This window comes from Silvimonas terrae (genome assembly GCF_014202765.1).
Classification (GTDB): domain Bacteria; phylum Pseudomonadota; class Gammaproteobacteria; order Burkholderiales; family Chitinibacteraceae; genus Silvimonas; species Silvimonas terrae.
In genome coordinates, this window is the sequence record NZ_JACHHN010000002.1 from 125910 (window position 1) to 148525 (window position 22616).

Consider the following 22616-nt stretch of genomic DNA (forward strand, 5'->3'; position numbering starts at 1 on the left):
GCATTGCTTGCGATTGATTGCCGTTGGAAACAAAAAAGCCCGCGTTTGCGGGCTTTTTTGTTGCTGCAGACAAGGTCACTTGCCTGAGGCGATACGCGCCTGGATGTGCTTGGCGCGGTCCGTCGAGGCCGGGTGAGAACTCATGATGCTGCTTTGACCACCGTCCAGGCTGGCCAGTTTCTGGAAGCTGCTGACCAGTGCCTGCGGGTTATAGCCCTTGCTTTTCAAGAGATCGAACGAATAATCATCCGCCTGGCTTTCCTGCTTCTGGGAGAACTGGGCATTCACCAGTTGCTCGCCCAGATCGGCCAGTTGCGATTTGCTCAACGCGCCCACGGTGCCACCCACAGAACCGACTGCACCACGGGCAGCGCTGACGCTGTATGCCACTTGCGCCGCTTTCTTGGTGTGGCCCAACGCCACGTGGCCGATTTCATGGCCCAGTACGGCGCGGACTTCGTCATCGGTCATCAGATCCATCAGACCGCTGTACACGCGTACGCAACCGTTCGCCATGGCCCAGGCGTTGACGTCTTTGGTCTGATACACCTTGAAGTTGAGCGGGGCGCCATTGACGCTGGTGGGCAGACCCTTGCTCACCACCGCAAGACGCTTCATGTAGGTGCTGTTGGCCGGGGCCAGCTGGTTCTTGCTGTCCTGATCCTGGCAGGACGCGACGGACAGTTGCTGCACGTCTGCATCCGTCAGTGTTGCGGCCTGTGCTGCGGTCATGCCGGATTGCATCAGCGAGTTGGTGTCCATATTGGCGCAACCGGCCATAGCCAGCAGAGCCAGCACGACGGCGGGCATGTAACGACGGTGTTTCATGTGCGGTTTCCTTGTTGAGAGGCCAGATACATGGTCTGGCGTTTCTCATTGTTACGCGGAAAGGCGGATATTCCCATCGGGTTTTTCGCAAATACATCGATGAAATGTCTTTTCAGCGTTCATTGCGCGTAAGCAGACGATGGGTTGGCTGAAAAGATTGGCGCTGGTGCCTGGTGGTGCAGAGATAAGTCGTACCGCAGACAGAGGCGGCGGGCTTGCCCGACCGTTATGGTGGGCAGTATTGGGTGTAGCGGCTGCGCAGCAACAACAGATGACACTGTCCTGCCGTTCGTCTTTGCGCCACGTTTGCGCGGCATGGGGGTGAAAAGCAGGTGACGGCGTAAATATGGGGTGTTTTCTTACGGCGTTCCGCAAACAAAGTAGATAAATCTATTGTAAAACAAAGATTTGTTGGCGTTGCGTCATATTTTTTATAACAACAACTGTCAGAATGGAGAGAGAATTTGCACCAATATGGTGAATTGTGGATGAGAAAAGTGCCGTTTCAGGCACCGCGACAGTGCAGTGCAAAATGAAATGCAGTTGACGACACAGGGTGAAATGGACGTAAATTGTAGTGCGCAAACGTTTGCTACATATGGACTGCCAGTCCATATCCCGAAGACACCTTGCGCTTCTTTTTTATCTGTTTGCGCAAACGTTTGCTTAAGTACAAAACCATCAAATCACGTGTAGTTCATATCGATGATGAGGAGTCCCAGCATGAAACATAATTTCCGTCGCCTGGCCGCGATGGCTGTTGCCGTTACCGTCGCAGCCGTGTTGCCGATTTCCAGCGCTTACGCTGCTGACGCTCACAAGCCCAAAGTGGCATTGGTCATGAAGTCGCTGGCCAATGAGTTCTTCCTGACCATGGAAAACGGCGCCAAGGATTATCAGAAAGCCAATGCGGCGCAGTTTGATCTGATCACCAACGGCATCAAGGACGAAACCGATACCGCCAACCAGATCCGTATTGTCGAACAGATGATCGTGTCCAAGGTCGATGCCATCGTGATCGCCCCGGCTGATTCCAAGGCGCTGGTGCCTGTCATCAAGAAAGCCGTTGATGCCGGCATCATTGTCGTGAACATCGACAACAAGCTGGATAACGATGTACTGAAGTCCAAGAACCTGAATGTACCGTTTGTGGGCCCGAACAACCGCGCCGGCGCCAAGCAAGTGGGTGACTACCTGGCCAAGAAGCTCAAGTCGGGTGATGAAGTGGGCATTCTGGAAGGCGTATCGACCACCACCAACGCGCAGCAACGTACCGCAGGCTTCAAGGATGCGATGACCACTGTCGGCGCCAAGATTGACTCTGTGCAATCGGCCGAGTGGGAAATCGACAAGGGCAATAGCGTGGCCGCCGCCATGCTGAACGAATACCCGAACATCAAGGCGCTGCTGGCTGGTAACGACAACATGGCTATTGGTGCTGTGTCTGCCGTGCGCGCTGCGGGCAAGCAAGGCAAGGTGATCGTGGTCGGTTACGACAACATCAATGCCATCAAGCCCATGCTGGCTGATGGCCGCGTGCTGGCGACCGCTGACCAGTTTGCTGCCAAGCAAGCCGTGTTCGGGATCGACGTTGCCCTGAAGGCGATCAAGGATCACAAGAAGCAAGCCGATCTGGCCGGTGCCGTTGAGACCCCGGTGCAATTGATCACCAAGTAAGCGAGCGCGTCTGACACACATCCTGGCGGCGTTGCGCTCACCCACGTATTGCGCGCGCCATGCCAGAACCGCTTCGCTGATTGGTGTCACGTTGATAAGCAACAAGTATTCGGGTGCGGTGTCCCCATGCGCCGCACCCGGAGCCAGAACCCGATCCGGTGCCACGGTGCTGGCCAGCCAGCAGGGTTTGGGCTCATAACAGGACAAGATCATGTCGTCTGATCGTGAAATTCTGACAGTGACCGGGGTCGGCAAGGATTACGCCACCACGGTGCTGGCCGATGTCAGCCTGCAGTTGTTTGCAGGTGAAGTACTGGCGCTGACCGGTGAGAACGGCGCTGGCAAGAGTACGCTTTCCAAGATTATTGGGGGTTTGACCACGCCGACGCATGGCCAGATGAATTATCTGGGCCAGGCTTACGCGCCACAAAGCCGCACCGAAGCCGAAAACGCCGGTGTGCGCATGGTGATGCAGGAACTGAACCTGCTGCCCACCTTGTCGGTGGCGGAAAACCTCTTTCTGAACAAATTGCCACGCAAGGCCGGCTGGATTTCCCGCCGGCAATTGCGTGAAGACGCACGCCGCGCCATGGCGCAGGTCGGGCTCGATAGTATTGATCCGGATACGCTGGTGGGCGATCTGGGCATTGGTCATCAGCAAATGGTGGAAATCGCCCGCAACCTGATTGGCGAATGCCGGGTGCTGATTCTGGATGAACCCACCGCCATGTTGACGGCGCGCGAGGTTGATCTGTTGTTTGACCAGATCGCGCTGCTCAAAGCGCGCGGTGTGGCGCTGGTCTATATCTCGCACCGGCTGGAAGAACTGGCGCGCATTGCCGACCGCATTGCCGTGCTGCGCGATGGCCGGCTGGTCTGTGCCGACCGCATTGAGCGCTACAGCAGTGATGAACTCGTCACCTTGATGGTCGGCCGTGAACTGGGCGAGAAAATCGACTTTGGCGTACGCAACATTGGTGAGCCCATGCTGGTGGTCGAGGGCATGCGGCGTGGCAACGTGGTGCGGGATGTCTCGCTGGAAGTCCGCAGTGGTGAAATTTTTGGCATCAGCGGCTTGATCGGCGCGGGCCGTACCGAATTGCTGCGGCTGATTTACGGTGCCGACAAGGCGGATGCCGGCACGATCCAGGTAGGCCATCCGCTGCGCACGGTATCGATCCATTCACCGACGGATGCCGTCAAAAACGGCATTGCGCTCATTACGGAAGACCGCAAAGGGGAAGGGCTGTTGTTACCGCAATCCATCGCCGCCAATGTCTCGCTGGGCAATATGGATGCGGTGTCCCGCTACGGCCTCATCGATCACCAGAAAGAAACTGCGCTGGCCCAGCGCCAGATCAGCGCCATGCGTATCCGCACTTCCGGCGCAGCGCAGACGGTACAAGAGCTTTCTGGCGGCAATCAGCAAAAGGTGGTGATTGGCCGCTGGCTGGAACGCGATTGTGATGTGGTGTTGTTTGACGAACCCACTCGCGGCATCGACATCGGCGCCAAGTTTGATATCTACGCCTTGTTTGGCGAACTGGCGCGCAAGGGCAAGGCGCTGGTGGTGGTGTCCAGCGATTTGCGTGAACTGATGCTGATTTGTGACCGTATTGCCGTGCTGTCTGCCGGCAAGGTGACAGGCACGTTCGAGCGCGAGAGCTGGACACAAGACGCCATTCTGGCCGCCGCGTTTGCCGGCTACCAGACCCGTGACCGCATGCTGGCCCACCCAGACACCGCCGATACTGCGGCGGCCATGCAATAACCAGGATATTGACCGCCCTCATGCGAAGGGCGGCAACAGGAGTGGATTAAAATGACAGATCAGCAAACCAATGCCGTCGCCCCGGACGCACCCGCGCCGGCCGCCGCGCCAACCACCGCGTTACCTGGCAAGACCAGCAACGGCATCCTGCGGGGCTTGAGTACTTACCTGGGTCTGGCCGGCGCGCTGCTGGCCATGATCGCGCTGTTTTCCGTGCTCAGTTCGCACTTTTTTACCTACGACACCTTCAGCCTGATTGCCAACCAGATTCCGGATCTGGTGGTCATGGCGGTGGGTATGACCTTCATCCTGATCATTGCCGGGATTGACCTCTCGGTGGGGTCCGTACTGGCGCTGGCGGCATCGGTGGTCAGCGTGGCCGCGCTCAAGTGGCAGATGGGGCCGTGGTCTTCGGCCTTCATGGGCATGGCGGTGGCGGCGGTGGCCGGTGGTCTGACCGGTACGGTCACGGTGGCCTGGCGCATTCCCTCTTTCATTGTGTCTTTGGGCGTGCTGGAAATTGCCCGGGGCCTGGCGTACCAGTTGACCAATTCCCGCACGGCTTACATTGGCGCGCAGTTTGACTGGTTGTCCAACCCGATTGCGCTGGGGATTTCACCTGCGTTCCTGATTGCGCTGGCCGTCATGATCGTGGCCCAACTGGTGCTGACCCGTACTGTGTTTGGTCGCTATCTGGTGGGCATCGGCACCAACGAAGAGGCGGTTCGCCTTGCCGGTATCAACCCCAAGCCCTACAAACTGGCCGTGTTTGCGCTGATGGGTTTGTTGTCCGGGCTGGCCGCGCTGTTCCAGATTTCCCGGCTGGAGGCCGCTGACCCGAATGCCGGTCAGGGGCTGGAGTTGCAAGTGATTGCCGCCGTGGTGATTGGTGGCACCAGCTTGATGGGGGGCCGTGGTTCGGTCATCGCCACCTTCTTTGGGGTGTTGATTATCTCCGTGCTGGCTGCAGGCCTGGCGCAGATCGGGGCCAATGAGCCGACCAAACGCATCATTACCGGTGCGGTGATTGTGGTGGCCGTGGTGTTGGATACGTATCGCAGCAACCGTGCCAAAAAACGCGCCTGAGCCCGGCTGATAAAACCCTGCTGACTGCGTTGTGCTCATTTGCCGTATTCACACGTACTGTCTTCATTCGCACGCCTTGTCAGCACCGCTACGCTGGGTTTTCTCAGCCGTGCAGTAATTTGATTAACCAGGAACGCCGGATCTACTTATGGCCACCATCAAAGACGTCGCTGCACTGGCTGGCGTGTCGTTCACCACGGTATCGCACGTGGTCAACCGGACGCGCCCGGTCAGCCGGACAGCGCGCGAAAAAGTGGAACATGCCATCCGCCAGCTCAACTACGTGCCCTCTGGCGTGGCGCGCTCGCTCAAGGTGCGGGCGACGTCGACCATCGGGCTGTTGGTGCCCAACAGCACCAACCCGTACTTTGCAGAACTGGCGCGTGGCATTGAAACGCGGTGCGAGCGCAACGGTTATTGCGTGTTTCTGTGCAATTCGGATGATGACCCGGAAAAACAACGCAACTACCTGCGGGCGCTGCGGGAAAAACGCATTGATGGCCTGGTGATTGCGTCGGCCGGGGATAACTACTCGTTGATGGAAGGTCTGGTCGATAACCACGTGCCAGTGGTGATCGTCGACCGGGAAGTCGAAGGCGTCGCGGCAGATCTGGTCGAGATCGATCATGAGGCCGGTGCCTATGTCGCCACCCAGCACTTGCTGGCACTGGGGCATCGGCGCATCGGCTGCATCAGCGGCCCGTCGTCCATGGCTGTAGGTACTTTGCGGGTGGCGGGGTTCCGCCGGGCGATGGGAGAAGCCGGTGTACCGGTGCCCGCCGAGGCGGTGGTGGAAAGTGATTTTTCCAGCCCCGGTGGTTATTACGCGGCTTCGCGGCTGTTTGCCAATCTGATGCCGACGGCCATTTTTGCCGGTAATGACATGATGGGCATTGGTGTGTTGCGCGCAGCGGCAGAGCGGGGCATCCGGGTGCCACAAGATTGCTCGGTAATCGGCTTTGATGACATTGAGCTCTCCCGCTATGTCTACCCGGCGCTATCCACCGTGGGCCAGTCGATCCCGCAGTTAGGCGAACAAGCCGCGCAATTGCTGCTGGACCGGATCTCCGGCATGGCCACCGGCACGCCCCGGCGGCAGATCGTCGCACCCCAACTGACGCTGCGTGAATCCACCGCGCCGCTGGTTGAGTAGCGAATACCAAGAATATCAACCATTGCAACGCAGATAACAAAAACGGCAGTACACACCGCCATGCGCGGCAGACATACAGGAAACAAGGCAGTGAACGCAGTCAACAGCAGTAAAGAAGAACAAACCCAGGGTCATGTGCTGATCGTCGGTAGCCTGAATATGGACTTGGTGGGGCGTGCCCCCCGCCTGCCCAAGCCGGGCGAGACCCTGTCTGGCACCACCTTTGCCACCATTGCCGGCGGCAAGGGTGGTAATCAGGCGGTTGCAGCCGCACGGCTGGGTGCAAAGGTGGCGATGATCGGTGCGACCGGTGCGGATAGCTATGGCGATATCTTGCGCGCCGGCCTTGCCGCCGAAGGCATTGATGGCAGCGGTGTTGCCACGGTGGCGAATGTGGCAACGGGTGTGGCCATGATTATTGTGGATGACGCCAGCCAGAACGCCATTCTGATTATTCCGGGCGCCAACGGCACGGTGACGCCGGCGGCCATCAGCCAGCATGAAGCGCTGATTCGTGCCGCAGACGTCGTGGTGTGCCAACTGGAAGTCCCGCATGACACGGTATTTGCCGCGCTGCAAAGCGCCCGACGTCTGGGCAAAGTAACGGTGCTGAACCCCGCGCCGGTCAGTGCGCCCTTGCCGGTGGCGTGGCTGGCCGAGGCGGACTACCTGATCCCCAACGAGATCGAAGCGGCCACGCTGTCTGGTATTCCCGTCGACTCGCCGCAAGACGCGTGCATTGCCGCGCAACGCCTGCGTGCCATGGGTGCGCGCAATGTGTTGATTACGCTGGGTTCACGCGGGCTGGTGTCGCTGACGGGGGAGGACACCGTGCACTACCCGGGTACGCCGGTCAAAGCCGTTGATACCACGGCAGCGGGCGATACCTTTGCCGGTGGTTTTGCTGCGGCACTGGCACGCGGCGCCACGGTGCATGACGCCATCTTGCTGGGGCAGCGTGCGGCGGCCATTTCGGTTACCCGCGCGGGCGCGCAACCCTCTATTCCGTATCTGCATGAAGTGGAGTCACAAGCATGAAGAAAACCAGGCTGCTTAACAGCGCCGTCTCCCGCGTGATTGCCGCGTTGGGCCATGGTGACATGATCCTGATTGCCGATGCGGGCATGCCCACACCGCTGCACGCGCCAGACGTAGAGATCATTGATCTGGCACTGACCGCCGGCACGCCCACCTTTGCTCAGGTGCTGGAAGTGGTGTTGAGCGAAATGCAAGTCCAGTCTCATGTGGTGGCACAAGAAATGCTGGACGGCCAACTGGCGCCGCTGACCGCGTTGAACCAGTCTGCCAGCCTGACGGGCGAGCGTCAGGTGGTCAGCCATGATGCGCTCAAAGGCATGACCCACCACGCCCGCGCGTTTATCCGCACGGGTGAATGCACGCCTTATGCAAATGTGATGCTGGTGGCGGGCGTCACGTTCTGATTGTTCTTCTTCCCCGCCACGCCAGGTAAGTTAGCAGTTCCGCAGTAGTCCTTCTGAAGTCTGAAAGTCCCGGCACGCCGAAACCCGCAATGGGTTTCCTGGCGGGGTCGGTTACGCATTGCTTCTGACCAAAACACTGAGGAAAAACATGAAAAAGACAGTGATTTCACTGATTCTGCTGAGTACCGCTTTGCTTGCAGCTTGTGCGGGGAATGATGAGGGTGGCGGTGCCGCACCCAAAATAATTATCGACTCTGATTTCAACACCATGGGTGACGATGGCCAGCTGTTTGTCATGGCCACCCAGTTGATGGCGCAAGGCAAAGTCAACGTGCTGGGCCTGACCGTCGAGAGTGGGAACGGCTGGTTGCTGCAAGAACAAAGCGATGCGCTCAAAGCCGCAGAACGCATGGGCGTTGCCAGTCAAATTGGCGTGTATAGCGGGGCGAATTACGCGCTGGCCTATGATGCGGCCAGTATTCAGGCGCAGATAGCGGCCAACCCCAATGGCTGGTTTGGCTCGTGGATGTTCCCGCAGCCGCAAAGTCCGGCAGACCTGATCGCCCCGCCGGATGGCTTTGCCACCAGTAACACCTTGCGTAGCCAGAATGCATCTGACTTCATGATTGCTGCCATCAAGGCGCACCCGCATGAAGTGACGATTCTGGAGGTCGGCCCGCCTACCAACCTGGCCATTGCCCTGCGCAAGGCGCCGGAGATTGCGCCGCTGATTAAAGCCATTGTGTATATGGGCGGCAATATCAACGTGCCGGGCAACGCTAACGCGGTCGCGGAAATGAACTGGTGGTTTGACCCGGTGGCCGTGTCGGAAATCCTGCGTCTGGATATCCCGCAGTCGGTCATCCCGCTGGATGTAACCGACACCGTGCCGCTGGATCAAGCCACGTTTGACGCCATTGCCCATAACCCGGCCAAACAGACCGTGGTCACGCAAATCTACGACACAGAAAACGCCCAGTTCCTTGGTCCGGACGCGCATATCTTCGACACGCTGACGATCGCCTGGTTACTTGACCCCACCCTGGCCACCCAGACCACGGATGCCTGGCTCTCGATCAACACCACGCCTGGCGAGCAGCAAGGGCAGGTGACAGCCAGTACTACCGCACCCATTGCCGGTGGTTCTGTGCGCAAAATCCGCTATGTCAGCCAGTTTGATAACACGCGCTTTCTGGCCCAGTACATCGACCTGTTGACGCGCCCGGTGCCGGTCACTTTGCCCGCGTTTTAAGCATCCACCAGGCTTGCCAACGGTGTCGTCGCCCCTCTCCAGCTTTGCTGGTCAGGGGCTTTTTGTTGGGCGTCGCTTGTGAGGCAAAGATTTTCTTTTTGTTATGCGCAGATATTCTGATTTGTCGGCATGCGGCTGGTCGGAAAAAATACGCTCACATCATCCACTTGAGCGGAGTCATCTGCGGCGGGGTAATGCATTGCCACTGGTTTCATGAAAAGAAAAACCATGTGACATGAACCCCGTCAGCCAGAGACCGCATTAACAAAGAAAGGAAACTATCATGACTACCCAGACATTTGCCGGCCGTAAATTGCTTGTGGTCGGCGGCACCAGCGGCATGGGCCTTGAAAGCGCCAAACTGATCGCCAGTGCTGGCGGGAATGTGGTGGTGGTTGGTCATCGTGCCGACAAAGTGCGCGATGCTCAGACCACGCTGGCGCAAATTGCCACAACGGGTTCGGTCACAGCGCTGAGCGCAGACCTGACTAGCGAATCCGGCGTAAAAGCGTTGATCGCCACGCTGGAGCAGGATCATCGGGATATCGATCTGCTGGTCAATGCGGCGGGCGTGTTTTTCCCCAAGCCGTTTCTGGAACATGGCGCAGCAGATTACGACCAGTACATGGCCTTGAACAGGGCATTTTTCTTTGTGACGCAGGCCGTGGCCAGGAGCCTGGTGGCTGCGGGCAAGGCGGGGGCCATTGTCAATATCGGCTCGATGTGGGCCAGACAGGCCATTGAAGCGACGCCGTCTTCCGCATACTCCATGGCCAAGGCCGGTTTGCATTCGCTAACGCAACACCTGGCCATGGAACTGGCTGGCAAGGGCATCCGCGTGAATGCGGTTTCGCCTGCCGTGGTGCAAACACCCATCTACGAAGGGTTTATTCCCAAGGCGGATGTCCACAGTGCCTTGCAAGGATTTAACCGTTTCCACCCGATTGGCCGCGTAGGCACGCCACGGGATGTGGCCGAAGTGGTGGCATTCTTGTTATCTGACAAAGCCGCTTGGGTGACTGGCGCGGTATGGGATGTCGATGGCGGCGTGATGGCAGGCCGTAACCTGGCGTAATGACTGGGCGCGGGGCAGGGCAATGCGTGCCACTGCCCGGCTGTTGGGCCAGCAGCTCATCCTGCGAGATGGGGCCAGGCTCAAAGGCCGTGGGCAAGACCCGTATACTGTACTGATTGCCGCAGCCAGTGCGGCGCAACTTCAGGGCAGGAAGAACTGGATGAACATCAACGCAGATCTCGCCCTACGGGCCATTGAGCACGCCACGGCAGATGCCTGGCGTGCAACTTCACACGCTGGCGTTACGCGCCGCCCGTTGTTCCGGATTGGTGATGAGATCGCCCAGGCGACGTCGTTGGTACGTTATGCCCCGGAAAGCCGTTTTCATGCGCATGAACACACCGGCGGTGAAGAAATCCTGGTAATACGCGGGACATTCAGCGATGAACACGGCGATTACCCGGCAGGCACCTGGTTCAGGAACCCGCCTGGTACGCGGCACAGCCCCTATACCCGCACCGGTTGCCTGTTATTGGTCCGTTTATGGCAGTTTGACCCGGCGGATCGGCAAGGCGTGGTGATGCGGCTGCCGGTTTGGCCGCCCGCCGCATCACCCGCTGCGCAACACCTCTGGCCGGTGCACCATGCCGGGCACGAACGTGTTTCCCTGGTATTCTGGCCACCGGGTCAGCGCATTGTGGAAACCGTTCCGGAGGGCGGCGAATGGCTGGTCTTGCAAGGCAATTGCCAAGTGGGGCGCGAAACATTAACAGCGCTTTCGTGGCTCCGCTTGCCCTGTGGCGCAACGCTGGAGGGCATTGCCGGTGAAGAAGGGGTGTGGCTCTGGGCAAAAACCGGGCATCTGCCTCATCTGCCGCCACCCCCGGTGGCTCCAGCCACCAAGCCCGATCAGGGTTGATCATGTCGCTTGCTTATCTCAATGCCCTGCGTGCCTTTGAGGCTACCGCCCGCCATCAAAGCTTTGCAGGAGCCGCGGCGGAACTCAACGTAACGTCTGCCGCCGTCGGGCAACAGGTCCGCACGCTGGAAGCATGGCTGGGTATTACGCTGTTCAACCGGGCCAGTAGCGGCAGTCACCGCATGATCTTGAGCGATGCGGCGCGCGCCGCCTTGCCAGATATCCAGGAAGGGTTTGCGCGGCTGACCGTGGGGCTGGCCCGGCTCAAAGATGCGCGTGCTCATGCGTGCCTTACCGTGACGGTGAGCCCGGCTTTTGCCGCTAAATGGCTGCTGCCGCGGATCGATGACTTTCAAACTGCCCACCCGCAGTTGGACGTATTGCTGGATACCAGCCCCAGAACCGTTGATTTTCTGACAGAACGCATCGATATCGGCGTGCGTTATGGCGCTGGTAAATGGCCCGGTCTGACCGCAATCTTGCTGATGGAAGAATCGATCTACCCGGTCTGCGCACCGCATTATCCCTTGCTGGAAAACGGCACGCTCAGCGCGGAGGCCCTGGCAAAAAGTGCTTTGCTGCATGATGTTTCCATGACGGCGGACCCGGCGTATCCCACCTGGCGGCGTTGGCTGGATGAGGCCGGTTTTGGGCAGGTGCCGGCCGAGCACGGTTTGCGCATCAACAATGCGGCGGCAGTGGTACAAGCGGCGCTAGAGGGCAAGGGCCTCGCACTGGGCCGCAGTGTCATGGTGCAAGAAGACCTGGCCGCCGGTAGATTGATCCGGCCCTTTGGCGAGCAGCGCAGCCCGGTCGGCAGCGCGTATTACATTGTGTACCGGCCAGAGTGCGGCAATCTGGATAAAGTCTCGGCTTTTCGTGACTGGTTGCTGGCACAGGCCGGGCAGAACCGCTGAGGTCCAGTGCCAGAGTGTCTGATGATACTTTCTACCCACCCACCCACCCGCCTGACCGGATCGACATGGATCTCAAACGCTGCTTTCCACCCGTGATCAACGAGCACACTTGTTTGCTGGTACTCGGCAGCCTGCCCGGTGAAGCTTCGCTGGCGCAGCAGCAGTATTACGCCCATCCGCAGAATCGCTTGTGGGAGTTATTGGGTGCAGTGATCAAGGTCGACTTGCGTGCCCAAGGTTATGAGCAGCGTCTTGCCAGTTTGCTGGCGCATGGCATTGGCCTGTGGGATGTGATTGCCGAGGCAGAGCGCAAAGGCAGTCTGGACGCGGCTATTCGCAATCATTCGCACAACGCGCTCACCGAACTGATTGCCACCGCCCCGGCGCTGCGCGCGGTGGCGTTCAATGGCGGTACCGCAGCACGTATTGGTCGCAAACAACTGCAAGGCGTGGGCGGGCTGCAGCTGTTTGATCTGCCATCGTCCAGCCCGGCATATACGCTAGCGTTTGCACAGAAGCTGGATGCATGGCACGCAATCTCTGCGGCGCTGTAATACTTAGGTTCGCCGGCATGGGCGAGTGCGGCTGGCGAGATGCCATGTGAATAATTGACGCAGCAAGATGTGAGTTTTACGTAGTTTTGTTTTTGTTGTTCGCGCATTATGTACGTAACAAAACTACTTAATGAACGGAGAACATCATGCGTACATTGATCCAGTGGCTGCAACAAACCGGCGAACTGATGCTGCAACATCGTTATCAATATGTGACTCGCAAGATCAACCTCTAAGCGGGCCACAGGGGGAAGGGCGGCGACGGCTGCCCAAAGCAGAACGCCACCATGAATGATTCATGGTGGCGTTTGTGTTTGGTCGGGCTGGCAGCGGGTCAGGCCTTGTCGCCCAGCATCTGGCTGGCATCAAAACCCAGGCGCAATCCACCCCAATGACGGCCATTCACAATGATGGGTACATCCAGTTCCGTCATGATTTCACCCGTGTCGCGAACATAAGTTTGCAGTAAAAAGCGCTGCGTATTGCGCGCAGCGCGCAGGCCGGCCGGGTCGTTGAAAATACGCTTGTCGCGACTATTGACGAGGTCTGTGGCCTTGTCGCCGGTGGCCGCTTTGGAATACCAACTGTTGTGCGTTGGGCCATAACCGTTGGTATCGACCGCCAGTACAAACTTGCCGCCGGCCGCACTGCGCGCCAGTTGGTCGTAAATGGGCTGGATTTCGGTTTCAAAGCGATTGTCATAGCTGGTTTTGTACTTGGCCGGGGCACTGCCAGGAACTTGCTGATAGGACTGGTCAAACACATTGACGCCCTGGCGGGCCATGGCTTCAATCTTTGCCTGTACTTCGTCACGCGCCTTGCTGGCTTTCTGGATATTGGCATCCAGATGGCCCTGACCCACGGTGAAGCGGCCGATCAGTGCTTGCACTTGCTCGGCAGCACGCGCCAGCCCTTGCGAAGACTCGGCCGAGCGTGCCATACGCTCGTTGACATTGAGCGAGAGCTGGTGAATCTCGGACACATTGGCATTCACCACATTATTGGCTTCGGTGAATTCTTCCAGTGTGGCGGCAATGCCAACCAGCGCGCTGGAGGTGGCTTCAAAGTCCGCCATCATGCGCTGGAACTGGCCAGAGGCTTTTTCCACTACCGAACGGGTCAGTTGCGCATCTTGCGTAATCACGTGGGTTTCTTCGCGGGTGTGGGCGACTTCGCCCAGCATGTTGTCGATATCCTGCGAGATATCGTCGGTCGCTACCCCCACTTTTTCCGCCAGTTTGCGCACCTCATCGGCCACCACGGCAAAGCCCCGGCCTGCTTCGCCAGCGCGGGCGGCTTCAATGGCGGCATTCAGGGCCAGCAGGTTGGTCTGCCCCGAAATTTCCTTGATCAGATCCACAATGGCCTTGATGCTGGACGAACGCTGGTTCAGGCCGTCCACGGTTTCGTTGAAGCTGGACATCCGCAGGCTGATGGCGTGAATACGGGCGGTGACGTCCTGCAACTCCGCATAAGAGGCGCGCGCCATATCAAGGTTGTGCGTGGTCGAGCCGGAAATCTCCTGCGTGCGATGTGACACATCGTTAATGCCCACGGTCGTGCTGTCGCTGGCAGCAACCACCTTTTGTGCCAGCGCATCTTGCTGATGGGCCGACTGGGCCGAGTCACTGATGCTCTTCATGGAGCGCGCGGCTTCCAGCGCAATGCCCACGGTCATGGTCTGCACACTGGCAATGATTTCGCGCTGCTTGGCCAAAAACCGGTTACAGGCACCCGCCAGCGCGGCAATTTCGTCAGTCGTGATCACGGGCACATCGCGGGAGAGATCCCCTTCGCCACCAGCCACATCATTCAGCACTTTGGAAATCGCCAGCACCGGACGGGCAATCCAGAAGCGGAAATACACCACTTGCACGGTGATGAACACCGCAGACAGAAAAGTCAGAATCCAGGCCCAGAGGTAGACGCTATCGAAACTGGCCGTCAGGCGGGCAATGGCGGTTGGGGCAAGTCCCAGATTGTGGGCGGTGTCGGCCAGTTGATTGCTGGCAAGGCTGGTCACCAGCAAAAGAACTAGCGGTGCAGCCAACAACAAATACAGAAAAGCGAACTTGCGGGTAAGCGTTTGCAGCAAAGATCGCTCAAGCGCGGCGTGAAAATCGTTCCACCACTGCATAGCGGACTCCCCAGTCATGAATCTGGCTTGGTGCAGACTCTTTATTTTATTTGATATTACGATCCAGCCTGACTGTTGAATCTATCGGTAACGCCAACTTGATTCAGGCTGGATGCAGATCGTGTGCAGTACACCCGGCCTGCGCGGCCGGGTTGGTCCATCAGGCTGCGAAAGCGGTTTGCAGGTCTTCCAGATTCAGCCGCCAGTGCTTGAGCATGTGACGGAACACGGCCAGTTCGACGTTGGAAAAATCGTTGTCAGACTTGGCGATACCAAGCGCAATGGCAGCCAGCATCAGGCGCTTGCGCTGGTCGTCCACGGTATCGAGCAACTGGTCGATGCGTTCACGGTCGACCAGGCGGATATTGCCGTCCTCGGACGCGTCATCGGACACGTCGTCACAGTATTCCTGGAAAACCTGGATAAACGCTTTGCGGCTAATGCCCAGTGCCTCGTAGACGCGCAGGTGTTCCAGTTCGTCGATTTCGGCGGGGTCAAAGTTGCCATCGCACATCATTTGCATGACCAGAATGCGGGCCATCGCTTCGGCGCTATTGTTCGGGTACTTTTTCATGTTGTTTTAGTCCTGTCGATATTGAGCCGGTCTGACCATGCCTTGGGCATGTTCTGTAGTTTGCGTGAAGTGTAGTCAAAGAACGCAATACCGGTCCGCGCTGTTGCAACCAGTCGTGGCGACATGCCGTCTTTGACGGCGTGCACCACATAGTAAAGAACATAGCCTGCCCGCCACGGTTCAGCGGCAGTCATGGCAATCGCAAGGCGTTCACCCAGAAACCCTTCGCTGTGAAACGTCATGGCAACGTCATTAAGGATGATGCCCGGGGTGTTGGCATCCCCCAATTCGGTATTTCCGTAATGCGCCAGATATTTCACCCGCGCCTCGTGCAGCATGCCCAACAGTTCCATATTGCCCAGGTGGGCACCGTAATTCAGATCTGTGACCCGAATATCCAGTTCCACAGTCAGATCAATTTGTTCAGGTGGCGTGAGTTTGATTCTGGTCATCTCAAAAGCTGCAAAATTTACATGCCAAACGAGTGTATGCGGATGCCCTGGTCCCCGCAACCGGCTAACGCCGATCTGCTAGACTTCTGATATGAAGCCGCACAACAGCAATGGGAGGTTATATGTATCAGCGCATTCTTGTTCCGGTTGATGATAGTGACACCAGCGCCGCAGCATTGCGTGAGTCCATTCGTCTTGCAATAGATCAGAAGGCCGTCGTTCGGTTGGTGCATGTTATTGATCTGGCGCAATTTGCGTGGAGTGCAAACGAATTTCTTGATGTGCCTCAACTTCAAGATTCCTTGCGCAAGAGTGGTGAGCAGCTCCTCGTCAAATACGCGGATGCCCTGAAACAGCAAAACGTCAATTGCGAGTCAGGCTTGCTGGAAGCCTGGGGTGGCAACCTCGCGCGCGCCATTGTGGACGACGCCGCTGAATGGAATGCCGATGTGATTGTCATGGGCACCCATGGCTACAGCGGCTTGACACACCTGTTGCTGGGGAGTGTGGCAGAAGGCGTCATGCGGCATACGCGTATTCCGACTTTGCTGGTGAGAGCCCAGGCACATGGCTGATGGTTTTCCGGTGCGCGTGTTGCGGGTGTCTGACCACTCCCGCGACAGCGCAGGCTTTACTTATGTTTACCCGGTGGTATCCCGCCGCGCTGGCGGCGTGTCCATTGGCATCAATCTGAACCCGAACAACGCCTGTAACTGGCGTTGCCTGTACTGCCAGGTGCCAGATCTCAAACGTGGTGGGCCGCCACCGATTGATCTGCTGCAACTGGAGGACCAACTGGCCACCATGCTTCATCAGATTGTCGATGGCGACTTCATGCAGGAGCGTGTGCCGCCAGAACTGCGCCGCCTCAACGACGTGGCGTTTTCCGGCAATGGCGAGCCCACCATGAGCCCGGAGTTTGGTCACGCGTTGGCGATTGTGGAGCGCCAGTTGCAGGCATTTGGCCTGCTGGGCCAGATCAAGATCGTGCTGATCACCAATGGCAGTCAGTTATACAAGCCGGAGGTCCAGGACGTCGTGGCGCAAATGGGGCGTATCAATGGTGAGTTGTGGTTCAAGGTAGACCGTGCGCCGCAAGACGGCTTTGCCCAGGTCAACCAGGTGCAATTGAATCGTGCGGCCGTTGTCCGCCATCTGATTGCCGCCAGCGCACGCTGCGCTACCTGGCTGCAGACCTGTATGTTTGAACTGGATGGGGCGCTGCCTGATGCAGAAGAGGTCGCTGCCTATGTGGCGTTTGCGGGAGAGTTGAAAGCACAAGCGCCGGGTTTGAAAGGCGTGCTGTTGTATGGGCTGGCTCGCCCGTCCATGCAGCCAGAAGCGCCGCGTTTGCGTGCTGCGCCCGTTGAATGGATGAAGACCCTGGCCGAACAGATTTCGGCTCAGGGTCTTGAGGTCAAACTAAGCATCTAGAGCGACTGACAAAATGGTCCTGGATGCGCCTTGCTGGCGTGCCGGGTTCAATTTTGTCAGCCGCTCAGGGGCCAGAACGGCCCCGGGGCGTTTAACGGGCCAGTGCGCCGGCCATGGTAAAACGGGTTTGATGCTTGTCGCGTTCGCGTGCTGCGGCGCGCAAGGTATCGAGCAGTTCAGGCTTGTGTTCGCGCAGGTAGCGCATTACCTGAAAATCTTCCCGGGTCAGTTCTTCCAGGTTGATCTGCTCAATATGGACGACTCGCAAAAGTTCGCGAACCGGCCGCGGCATGTTACGGCCGCTTTCGTAGCGGGAACCGCCACTTTGGGTTACGCCGATCTTGCTCCAGAATTCTTGCTGATTCATTCCGAGCTGGCGGCGGACTTCCCGTGGGTTAACAACTGTATTCGCCATGGTAGGCCTCCTTGTATTGCCATGCTGGATGGCTAAAAAACTATGACGTCATCTTATCGTCATATGCCAATAGGAATACGTGACTATTCCTGATTTTTCTTTGTGATTAATCACGGTTTGTTGATTCGAACTTATTGAAAATTATAAGAAATGTCTGATTTCCTTGTCGCCGTAGAACGTGCTTTGCGCGCCTTCGATCCGGCAGAAAAAGTCGCATTAACCCGGTTTCTGACAGGGGCCGAAGTCCCGCCGTCAGCGCCGGCAGCGGTACGTTTGTCCGCGCCGGGCCGGCCAGAAAAACCGGTGCTGGTGATGCCGCGGGATGTCCCCAAACGCGGCTTGGGTACGCCGGAAGGACGCGCCGCTTTGCTCCATGCCCTGGCCCATATCGAATTCAACGCGGTGAACCTGGCGCTGGACGCGATCTATCGTTTTCGGGACATGCCGCTGGCGTATTACGAGGACTGGCTGAAGGTGGCGCAGGAAGAGGCGTATCACTTCACGCTACTGCGCGAGTATCTGCAGGAACTGGGTTTTGACTACGGGGATTTTCCGGCGCACAACGGCCTGTGGGAGATGGCCTTGCGGACGGACCACGACGTGTTGATCCGGATGGCGTTGGTGCCCCGGGTGCTGGAAGCGCGCGGGCTGGATGTCACGCCGGGTATTCAGGCGCGCATGCGGGATGTGGGTGACACCCGCGCCATGGATATCCTTGCCATCATCTTGCGCGACGAAATCGGTCACGTTCAAATCGGCAACCGCTGGTACCGCTGGTGTTGTGTGCAGCGCGGGGTTGAACCGGTGGCACATTTCATCGACTTGTACCGCGAGTACGTCACGCCGTTTGGTGGGCCGATGAATCACCCGGCACGCATTGCGGCCGGGTTTACCCAGGAAGAGCTGGATTTGCTGGCTAGCTTGAGTACCTAAGCTGGCCGATCAACTGATGACGACTTCCAGATCGTCGCGTTCTTCGCCCACGTCGTTAAAGACCTCAATCACCGCCGCGTAGTGCTTCTTGCCCATGGACTGGGCCGCCGCGCCGGCATCCTGCCAGACGATGCGCAACGGGCCGGTAACGTCGCCGGTCAGGGCGTCATACAGTGCGTCCAGGTTGCGGCCAAAATACTCGGGCAGGGCCAGTTGAGCGGCGAACTGATCGTACACATCGTCCAGCGTGTGTACCTGACTGAGTGTGACTTGCCGGGCTTTTTTTACTGACATGGCGGCACCTCGGTAAAGGTTTGATAGTGGTCGACGGTGACATAGCGATGGCCGTCGTTGCTGAAAATCAGCCGTTTTGCACCGCGTTTGCCGCCACGATAATCCAGATCAGCTTCTTTGTACTGACCCTTGGGCAAACGGTTTTCATAGTTGCCAAAGCGATCGCCGCCGATGGATTTGCCCGGCAGTGTTCGCCATAGATCGCTGCCTGGTTGCCAGCCGGCGTTTTGCGCCCCGCGTTTGTTGATATAGGCGTCGGGCAGCCGGCCGGTCTGACCCAGCGCCGTCAGCGTGGCGGCAAGCTGGTTGGCATCCACCCTTGGCTTGATGCGCTGATTCAGTTCGGTGACCACCTGTTGGCAGGTGGGGGCAGCCAGCGCGGGCAGGGTAAGGGTGGCAAGGCAAATCAGGGCAACAAGACGCATGGAGGACTCCACCGATGAGACGCTTGATTATGTGCATGTCGTCGGGCCGGGTCAAAGCGGCTGTGCACCCTGTCATGCTGACGTCAGCAACACCAGTTTCAGATCGGCCTGGTCGACCAACTGGAAGGTGACCTGGCTAAAGGTCAGATGCCCGCGTTGCGGATGGTTAAAGCCGCGCAGGCCGCCGTGGCGCTCCAGTACGTCGTAGCGTTTCCAGTAAGTGGCAAACTCCGGGCTGGATTGATGCAGGCTGTCTACCAGTTGCAACATGGCCGGGTCATCGACCTGATCACGACTATCCGCCCGGAACTCCGCCACGATGCGCTGGGCGCGGGTTTCCCAGTCCTCCACAAGCGTGCGGGCGTGCGGGTTGGCAAACACAAAGCGCAACATGTTGGGCGCCGTGTCGGGGGCCAGCCAGTCACCAAAGAGGTGTGCGGCGGCGTTGTTCCACGCCAGGACATCCCAGTAACGACCCATGACATAGGCGGGCATGGCAAAGTCGTCGACGATGCGTTGCAGGAAGGCGGGGGCGATTTCTTCTTCGGCGGCAGCGGGTTGCAAATCACGCTGGCCCGCCAGCTCAAACAGATAGGCACGCTGGGTTTTATCCAGGCGCAAGGCCAGCGCCAGGCGGTGCAGCGCCTTGCCCGATACGCTGATTTCCCGCCCCTGTTCAATCCAGGTGTACCAGGTGGGGCTGATGTCGGCCAGTTGGGCGACTTCTTCCCGCCGCAGGCCTTGCGTGCGGCGGCGTTGCCCCAGCGGAAAACCAAACGCGGCAGGCTCGCATTTCTGGCGCATGGCGGTCAGGAACTCACCCAGTTCCTTGCGGCGGATAGACATTGCTCATCCTGTTACCAGTTAGTATTTATACCAGTATAAACGCCTGCCTTGTTAGCACAAAATCTTGCGCCTAAGCTGTACCCCGTAAACAAGTTAAAGCGGTAACGGGCGTGACTCTGCGGCCCGTGACCACAACCACTCCGCAGCGGAAAAACGGTGCGGCCCAACCGGGATGAAACACATGGCACAGACGCTTTACGACAAACTCTGGCAGTCCCACGTGGTGCATGAGTCAGAAGACGGCACCTGTCTGATCTATATCGACCGCCACCTGGTGCATGAAGTCACCAGCCCGCAGGCGTTTGAGGGGCTTAACCTTGCCGGCCGCAAGCCCTGGCGTGTCGATTCCGTGGTGGCGACTGCCGACCACAATACCCCGACAGACCATTGGGACGAAGGCATCAAGGACCCGATCTCGCGACTGCAGGTCGAGACGCTGGATGCCAACATCAAGCATTTTGGTGCGCTGGCGTATTTTCCGTTCAAGGATCTGCGTCAAGGCATCGTGCACGTGGTTGGTCCGGAAAACGGCGCCACGCTGCCCGGCATGACGGTGGTGTGCGGTGATAGCCATACCTCTACCCACGGCGCCTTTGGCGCGCTGGCGCATGGTATTGGTACGTCTGAAGTCGAGCACGTGCTGGCAACCCAAACACTGACCGCCAAGAAATCCAAAGCCATGCTGGTGAAGGTAGAGGGTGAATTGGGCCGTGGTGTGACCGGTAAGGATGTTGCACTGGCCATCATTGGCAAGATCGGTACGGCAGGGGGTACGGGCTACGCGGTTGAGTTTGGTGGTTCTGCCATCCGCAGTTTGTCGATGGAAGGCCGTATGACCCTGTGCAATATGGCGATTGAAGCCGGCGCTCGTGCGGGCATGGTGGCGGTGGACCAGAAAACCGTGGATTACCTCAAGGATCGCACCTACGCGCCCAAGGGTGAGCAGTGGGAGCAAGCCGTGACCTACTGGAAAACGCTGGTTTCCGACGAAGGCGCGCAGTTTGACAAGGTGGTTGAACTCAATGCCACCGAGATTGAGCCGCAAGTGACCTGGGGCACATCGCCTGAGCAGGTGACCAATGTGCGCGGCGCGGTCCCCAATCCGGCCAATGAGGCTGATCCGGTCAAGCGCGGTAGCCTGGAGCGGGCGTTGCAGTACATGGGTCTGCAGGCCGATACCCCGATCGACCAGATCCAGATCGACAAGGTATTCATTGGCTCCTGTACCAATTCGCGGATCGAAGATTTGCGCGCTGCCGCCGCTGTCGCCAAAGGTCACAAAAAGGCTGCGAATGTGAAGCTGGCTATGGTCGTGCCCGGTTCCGGTCTGGTAAAAAGGCAGGCTGAAGCAGAAGGCCTCGACAAAATTTTCATCGAGGCCGGCTTTGAATGGCGTGAGCCGGGTTGTTCCATGTGCCTGGCAATGAACGCGGATCGTCTGGAACCGGGTGAGCGTTGTGCCTCTACCTCTAACCGCAACTTTGAAGGGCGGCAGGGGCAGGGTGGTCGCACCCACCTCGTGAGCCCCGAAATGGCAGCCGCCGCTGCTATTGCCGGACACTTTGTCGACATCCGCAACTTTGCCTGAGCCTCGCGCCCGGCTTGTTGAATCTATGAAACTTGCGGAGTCTTTGCACCCATGAAAACACTGTTTGCCTCGTTGCTGATGCTGTCCCTGTTGTTGCTGGCCGGTTGTAATACCGTGCATGGCTTTGGTGAGGACGTGCAAAAAGTGGGTGAAAAGATTCAAGGCAAGTAAAGAACGGCTGACGAAACTGCGCTGGCGCTGCCGCGCTGGTTTTGTCGGGCGTTCTGTCTAAAAGGACTTACGCCATGAAAGCTTTTACACAATTGAACGGCCTCGTTTGCCCGCTCGACCGGGCCAACGTGGATACGGACGCCATTATTCCCAAGCAGTTTCTCAAGTCGATCAAGCGTTCCGGCTTTGGTCCGAACCTGTTTGACGAGTGGCGTTATCTGGATCACGGCGAACCGGGTATGGACAACAGCGTCCGTCAGGTCAACCCGGAGTTCGTGCTCAATTTCCCGCGTTATGCCGGAGCGCAAGTGCTGCTGGCGCGCGATAACTTTGGCTGCGGTTCTTCGCGTGAGCACGCGCCGTGGGCGCTGGATGACTACGGCTTTCGGGTCGTGATTGCCCCCAGTTTTGCCGATATCTTCTTTAACAACTGCTACAAGAACGGCGTGCTGCCGATTGTGTTGCCCGCAGAGGCAGTAGACCTGTTGTTCCAGGAGACGCAAGCGGCGGAAGGTTATCGCCTCAATGTCGATCTGGCCGCGCAAACCGTGACGACGCCATCGGGTAAGTCGTTCGGCTTTGATATCACCGGTCACCGCAAGCATTGTTTGCTGGAGGGCCTGGATGAAATCGGCCTGACATTGCAGCACGCAGATGAAATCAAGGCGTTTGAAGCGCGCCACCGTGCATCCCAGCCCTGGCTGTTTAACGCCTGAGCGGATGAAGCGTTAGC

General features: G+C 58.4%; 25 protein-coding genes. 17 read left to right on the top strand and 8 right to left on the bottom strand.

Annotated elements, in window-relative coordinates:
- Window positions 1–75: 75 nt before the first annotated feature.
- Window positions 76–828, bottom strand: coding sequence for a metalloprotease LoiP (gene loiP, locus HNQ50_RS04810; RefSeq protein WP_184098184.1), 753 nt, complete (start codon window positions 826–828; stop codon window positions 76–78).
- A gap of 723 nt (window positions 829–1551) precedes the next feature.
- Here loiP and HNQ50_RS04815 point away from each other — a divergent pair.
- From HNQ50_RS04815 to HNQ50_RS04865, 11 genes are all read left to right on the top strand, one after another.
- Entirely contained in the window at window positions 1552–2505 is a 954-nt protein-coding gene (locus HNQ50_RS04815) for a sugar ABC transporter substrate-binding protein (RefSeq protein ID WP_184098186.1), read from the top strand.
- A gap of 211 nt (window positions 2506–2716) precedes the next feature.
- On the top strand, window positions 2717–4276 hold the full coding sequence (locus tag HNQ50_RS04820; protein ID WP_184098188.1) for a sugar ABC transporter ATP-binding protein: 1560 nt from the start codon (window positions 2717–2719) through the stop codon (window positions 4274–4276).
- Between the two features lie 51 nt (window positions 4277–4327).
- Window positions 4328–5362, top strand: coding sequence for an ABC transporter permease (locus tag HNQ50_RS04825; RefSeq protein WP_184098190.1), 1035 nt, complete (start codon window positions 4328–4330; stop codon window positions 5360–5362).
- A 148-nt stretch (window positions 5363–5510) separates the two neighbouring features.
- Window positions 5511–6515, top strand: a complete 1005-nt coding sequence (locus HNQ50_RS04830) for a LacI family DNA-binding transcriptional regulator (protein WP_184098192.1) — start codon at window positions 5511–5513, stop codon at window positions 6513–6515.
- Between the two features lie 90 nt (window positions 6516–6605).
- Window positions 6606–7553, top strand: coding sequence for a ribokinase (gene rbsK, locus HNQ50_RS04835; protein ID WP_308419132.1), 948 nt, complete (start codon window positions 6606–6608; stop codon window positions 7551–7553).
- Window positions 7550–7957, top strand: a complete 408-nt coding sequence (gene rbsD, locus HNQ50_RS04840; protein WP_184098195.1) for a D-ribose pyranase — start codon at window positions 7550–7552, stop codon at window positions 7955–7957. Before rbsK ends, rbsD begins: the two co-directional genes overlap by 4 nt.
- Window positions 7958–8105: 148 nt before the next feature.
- Window positions 8106–9209 (top strand): nucleoside hydrolase, encoded by a 1104-nt coding sequence (locus HNQ50_RS04845; RefSeq protein WP_184098196.1) that lies wholly within the window; start codon window positions 8106–8108, stop codon window positions 9207–9209.
- A gap of 283 nt (window positions 9210–9492) precedes the next feature.
- On the top strand, window positions 9493–10284 hold the full coding sequence (locus HNQ50_RS04850; RefSeq protein WP_184098198.1) for an SDR family NAD(P)-dependent oxidoreductase: 792 nt from the start codon (window positions 9493–9495) through the stop codon (window positions 10282–10284).
- A gap of 22 nt (window positions 10285–10306) precedes the next feature.
- Complete coding sequence (locus HNQ50_RS04855) at window positions 10307–11143, top strand: cupin domain-containing protein (protein ID WP_221303015.1); 837 nt, start codon at window positions 10307–10309, stop codon at window positions 11141–11143.
- Between the two features lie 2 nt (window positions 11144–11145).
- Window positions 11146–12060, top strand: a complete 915-nt coding sequence (gcvA, locus tag HNQ50_RS04860; RefSeq protein ID WP_221303016.1) for a transcriptional regulator GcvA — start codon at window positions 11146–11148, stop codon at window positions 12058–12060.
- Between the two features lie 14 nt (window positions 12061–12074).
- On the top strand, window positions 12075–12614 hold the full coding sequence (locus HNQ50_RS04865) for a DNA-deoxyinosine glycosylase (RefSeq protein WP_308419133.1): 540 nt from the start codon (window positions 12075–12077) through the stop codon (window positions 12612–12614).
- Window positions 12615–12948: 334 nt separating this feature from the next.
- Here the strand turns inward: HNQ50_RS04865 and HNQ50_RS04870 are convergent, their stop codons facing one another.
- The 3 genes from HNQ50_RS04870 to HNQ50_RS04880 all read right to left on the bottom strand — a co-directional run bounded on the left by HNQ50_RS04870 (window position 12949) and on the right by HNQ50_RS04880 (window position 15777).
- On the bottom strand, window positions 12949–14751 hold the full coding sequence (locus tag HNQ50_RS04870) for a methyl-accepting chemotaxis protein (protein ID WP_221303017.1): 1803 nt from the start codon (window positions 14749–14751) through the stop codon (window positions 12949–12951).
- 160 nt (window positions 14752–14911) lie between these two features.
- Entirely contained in the window at window positions 14912–15325 is a 414-nt protein-coding gene (locus tag HNQ50_RS04875) for a tellurite resistance TerB family protein (protein ID WP_184098202.1), read from the bottom strand.
- The gene (locus HNQ50_RS04880; protein WP_184098204.1) at window positions 15322–15777 is read right to left on the bottom strand and encodes an acyl-CoA thioesterase; all 456 of its coding nucleotides are present in this window, start codon (window positions 15775–15777) and stop codon (window positions 15322–15324) included. The genes HNQ50_RS04875 and HNQ50_RS04880 overlap by 4 nt, the downstream gene beginning before the upstream one ends.
- A gap of 122 nt (window positions 15778–15899) precedes the next feature.
- Between HNQ50_RS04880 and HNQ50_RS04885 the strand changes: the two genes are divergently transcribed.
- Window positions 15900–16352 (top strand): universal stress protein, encoded by a 453-nt coding sequence (locus HNQ50_RS04885; protein WP_184098206.1) that lies wholly within the window; start codon window positions 15900–15902, stop codon window positions 16350–16352.
- A complete protein-coding gene (locus tag HNQ50_RS04890; protein WP_184098208.1) occupies window positions 16345–17211 on the top strand; it encodes a radical SAM protein in 867 nt (288 codons plus the stop codon). The genes HNQ50_RS04885 and HNQ50_RS04890 overlap by 8 nt, the downstream gene beginning before the upstream one ends.
- A 91-nt stretch (window positions 17212–17302) precedes the next feature.
- Here the strand turns inward: HNQ50_RS04890 and HNQ50_RS04895 are convergent, their stop codons facing one another.
- Window positions 17303–17626, bottom strand: coding sequence for a helix-turn-helix domain-containing protein (locus HNQ50_RS04895; RefSeq protein ID WP_184098210.1), 324 nt, complete (start codon window positions 17624–17626; stop codon window positions 17303–17305).
- 150 nt (window positions 17627–17776) lie between these two features.
- Here HNQ50_RS04895 and HNQ50_RS04900 point away from each other — a divergent pair, with 150 nt between their 5' ends.
- The gene (locus tag HNQ50_RS04900) at window positions 17777–18559 is read left to right on the top strand and encodes a ferritin-like domain-containing protein (protein ID WP_184098212.1); all 783 of its coding nucleotides are present in this window, start codon (window positions 17777–17779) and stop codon (window positions 18557–18559) included.
- Between the two features lie 9 nt (window positions 18560–18568).
- Here the strand turns inward: HNQ50_RS04900 and HNQ50_RS04905 are convergent, their stop codons facing one another.
- The 3 genes from HNQ50_RS04905 to HNQ50_RS04915 form a co-directional block, all read right to left on the bottom strand.
- Complete coding sequence (locus tag HNQ50_RS04905; protein WP_184098214.1) at window positions 18569–18853, bottom strand: barstar family protein; 285 nt, start codon at window positions 18851–18853, stop codon at window positions 18569–18571.
- Window positions 18844–19278, bottom strand: a complete 435-nt coding sequence (locus tag HNQ50_RS04910; protein WP_184098216.1) for a ribonuclease domain-containing protein — start codon at window positions 19276–19278, stop codon at window positions 18844–18846. Before HNQ50_RS04910 ends, HNQ50_RS04905 begins: the two co-directional genes overlap by 10 nt.
- A gap of 72 nt (window positions 19279–19350) precedes the next feature.
- Window positions 19351–20124 (bottom strand): helix-turn-helix transcriptional regulator, encoded by a 774-nt coding sequence (locus HNQ50_RS04915; protein WP_184098218.1) that lies wholly within the window; start codon window positions 20122–20124, stop codon window positions 19351–19353.
- Between the two features lie 181 nt (window positions 20125–20305).
- Between HNQ50_RS04915 and leuC the strand changes: the two genes are divergently transcribed.
- From leuC to leuD, 3 genes are all read left to right on the top strand, one after another.
- Window positions 20306–21712, top strand: coding sequence for a 3-isopropylmalate dehydratase large subunit (leuC, locus tag HNQ50_RS04920; RefSeq protein ID WP_184098219.1), 1407 nt, complete (start codon window positions 20306–20308; stop codon window positions 21710–21712).
- Window positions 21713–21763: 51 nt separating this feature from the next.
- Window positions 21764–21883: an entericidin A/B family lipoprotein gene (locus HNQ50_RS04925; RefSeq protein ID WP_184098221.1), complete on the top strand. Its 120-nt coding sequence runs from the start codon at window positions 21764–21766 to the stop codon at window positions 21881–21883.
- A gap of 74 nt (window positions 21884–21957) precedes the next feature.
- Window positions 21958–22599 (top strand): 3-isopropylmalate dehydratase small subunit, encoded by a 642-nt coding sequence (leuD, locus tag HNQ50_RS04930; RefSeq protein ID WP_184098223.1) that lies wholly within the window; start codon window positions 21958–21960, stop codon window positions 22597–22599.
- The last annotated feature ends 17 nt before the right edge of the window (window positions 22600–22616 follow it).

Coding starts and splice junctions, on each gene's coding strand:
- HNQ50_RS04870 (WP_221303017.1), bottom strand. CDS start 14,751: ATGCAGTGGTGGAACGATTTTCACGCCGCGCTTGAGCGATCTTTGCTG.
- HNQ50_RS04905 (WP_184098214.1), bottom strand. CDS start 18,853: ATGTCAGTAAAAAAAGCCCGGCAAGTCACACTCAGTCAGGTACACACG.
- loiP (WP_184098184.1), bottom strand. CDS start 828: ATGAAACACCGTCGTTACATGCCCGCCGTCGTGCTGGCTCTGCTGGCT.
- gcvA (WP_221303016.1), top strand. CDS start 11,146: ATGTCGCTTGCTTATCTCAATGCCCTGCGTGCCTTTGAGGCTACCGCC.
- leuD (WP_184098223.1), top strand. CDS start 21,958: ATGAAAGCTTTTACACAATTGAACGGCCTCGTTTGCCCGCTCGACCGG.
- leuC (WP_184098219.1), top strand. CDS start 20,306: ATGGCACAGACGCTTTACGACAAACTCTGGCAGTCCCACGTGGTGCAT.
- HNQ50_RS04815 (WP_184098186.1), top strand. CDS start 1,552: ATGAAACATAATTTCCGTCGCCTGGCCGCGATGGCTGTTGCCGTTACC.
- HNQ50_RS04830 (WP_184098192.1), top strand. CDS start 5,511: ATGGCCACCATCAAAGACGTCGCTGCACTGGCTGGCGTGTCGTTCACC.
- HNQ50_RS04875 (WP_184098202.1), bottom strand. CDS start 15,325: ATGAAAAAGTACCCGAACAATAGCGCCGAAGCGATGGCCCGCATTCTG.
- HNQ50_RS04925 (WP_184098221.1), top strand. CDS start 21,764: ATGAAAACACTGTTTGCCTCGTTGCTGATGCTGTCCCTGTTGTTGCTG.
- HNQ50_RS04855 (WP_221303015.1), top strand. CDS start 10,307: ATGCGTGCCACTGCCCGGCTGTTGGGCCAGCAGCTCATCCTGCGAGAT.
- rbsD (WP_184098195.1), top strand. CDS start 7,550: ATGAAGAAAACCAGGCTGCTTAACAGCGCCGTCTCCCGCGTGATTGCC.
- HNQ50_RS04820 (WP_184098188.1), top strand. CDS start 2,717: ATGTCGTCTGATCGTGAAATTCTGACAGTGACCGGGGTCGGCAAGGAT.
- HNQ50_RS04880 (WP_184098204.1), bottom strand. CDS start 15,777: ATGACCAGAATCAAACTCACGCCACCTGAACAAATTGATCTGACTGTG.
- HNQ50_RS04910 (WP_184098216.1), bottom strand. CDS start 19,278: ATGCGTCTTGTTGCCCTGATTTGCCTTGCCACCCTTACCCTGCCCGCG.
- HNQ50_RS04895 (WP_184098210.1), bottom strand. CDS start 17,626: ATGGCGAATACAGTTGTTAACCCACGGGAAGTCCGCCGCCAGCTCGGA.
- HNQ50_RS04845 (WP_184098196.1), top strand. CDS start 8,106: ATGAAAAAGACAGTGATTTCACTGATTCTGCTGAGTACCGCTTTGCTT.
- HNQ50_RS04850 (WP_184098198.1), top strand. CDS start 9,493: ATGACTACCCAGACATTTGCCGGCCGTAAATTGCTTGTGGTCGGCGGC.
- HNQ50_RS04900 (WP_184098212.1), top strand. CDS start 17,777: ATGTCTGATTTCCTTGTCGCCGTAGAACGTGCTTTGCGCGCCTTCGAT.
- HNQ50_RS04885 (WP_184098206.1), top strand. CDS start 15,900: ATGTATCAGCGCATTCTTGTTCCGGTTGATGATAGTGACACCAGCGCC.
- HNQ50_RS04890 (WP_184098208.1), top strand. CDS start 16,345: ATGGCTGATGGTTTTCCGGTGCGCGTGTTGCGGGTGTCTGACCACTCC.
- HNQ50_RS04825 (WP_184098190.1), top strand. CDS start 4,328: ATGACAGATCAGCAAACCAATGCCGTCGCCCCGGACGCACCCGCGCCG.
- HNQ50_RS04915 (WP_184098218.1), bottom strand. CDS start 20,124: ATGTCTATCCGCCGCAAGGAACTGGGTGAGTTCCTGACCGCCATGCGC.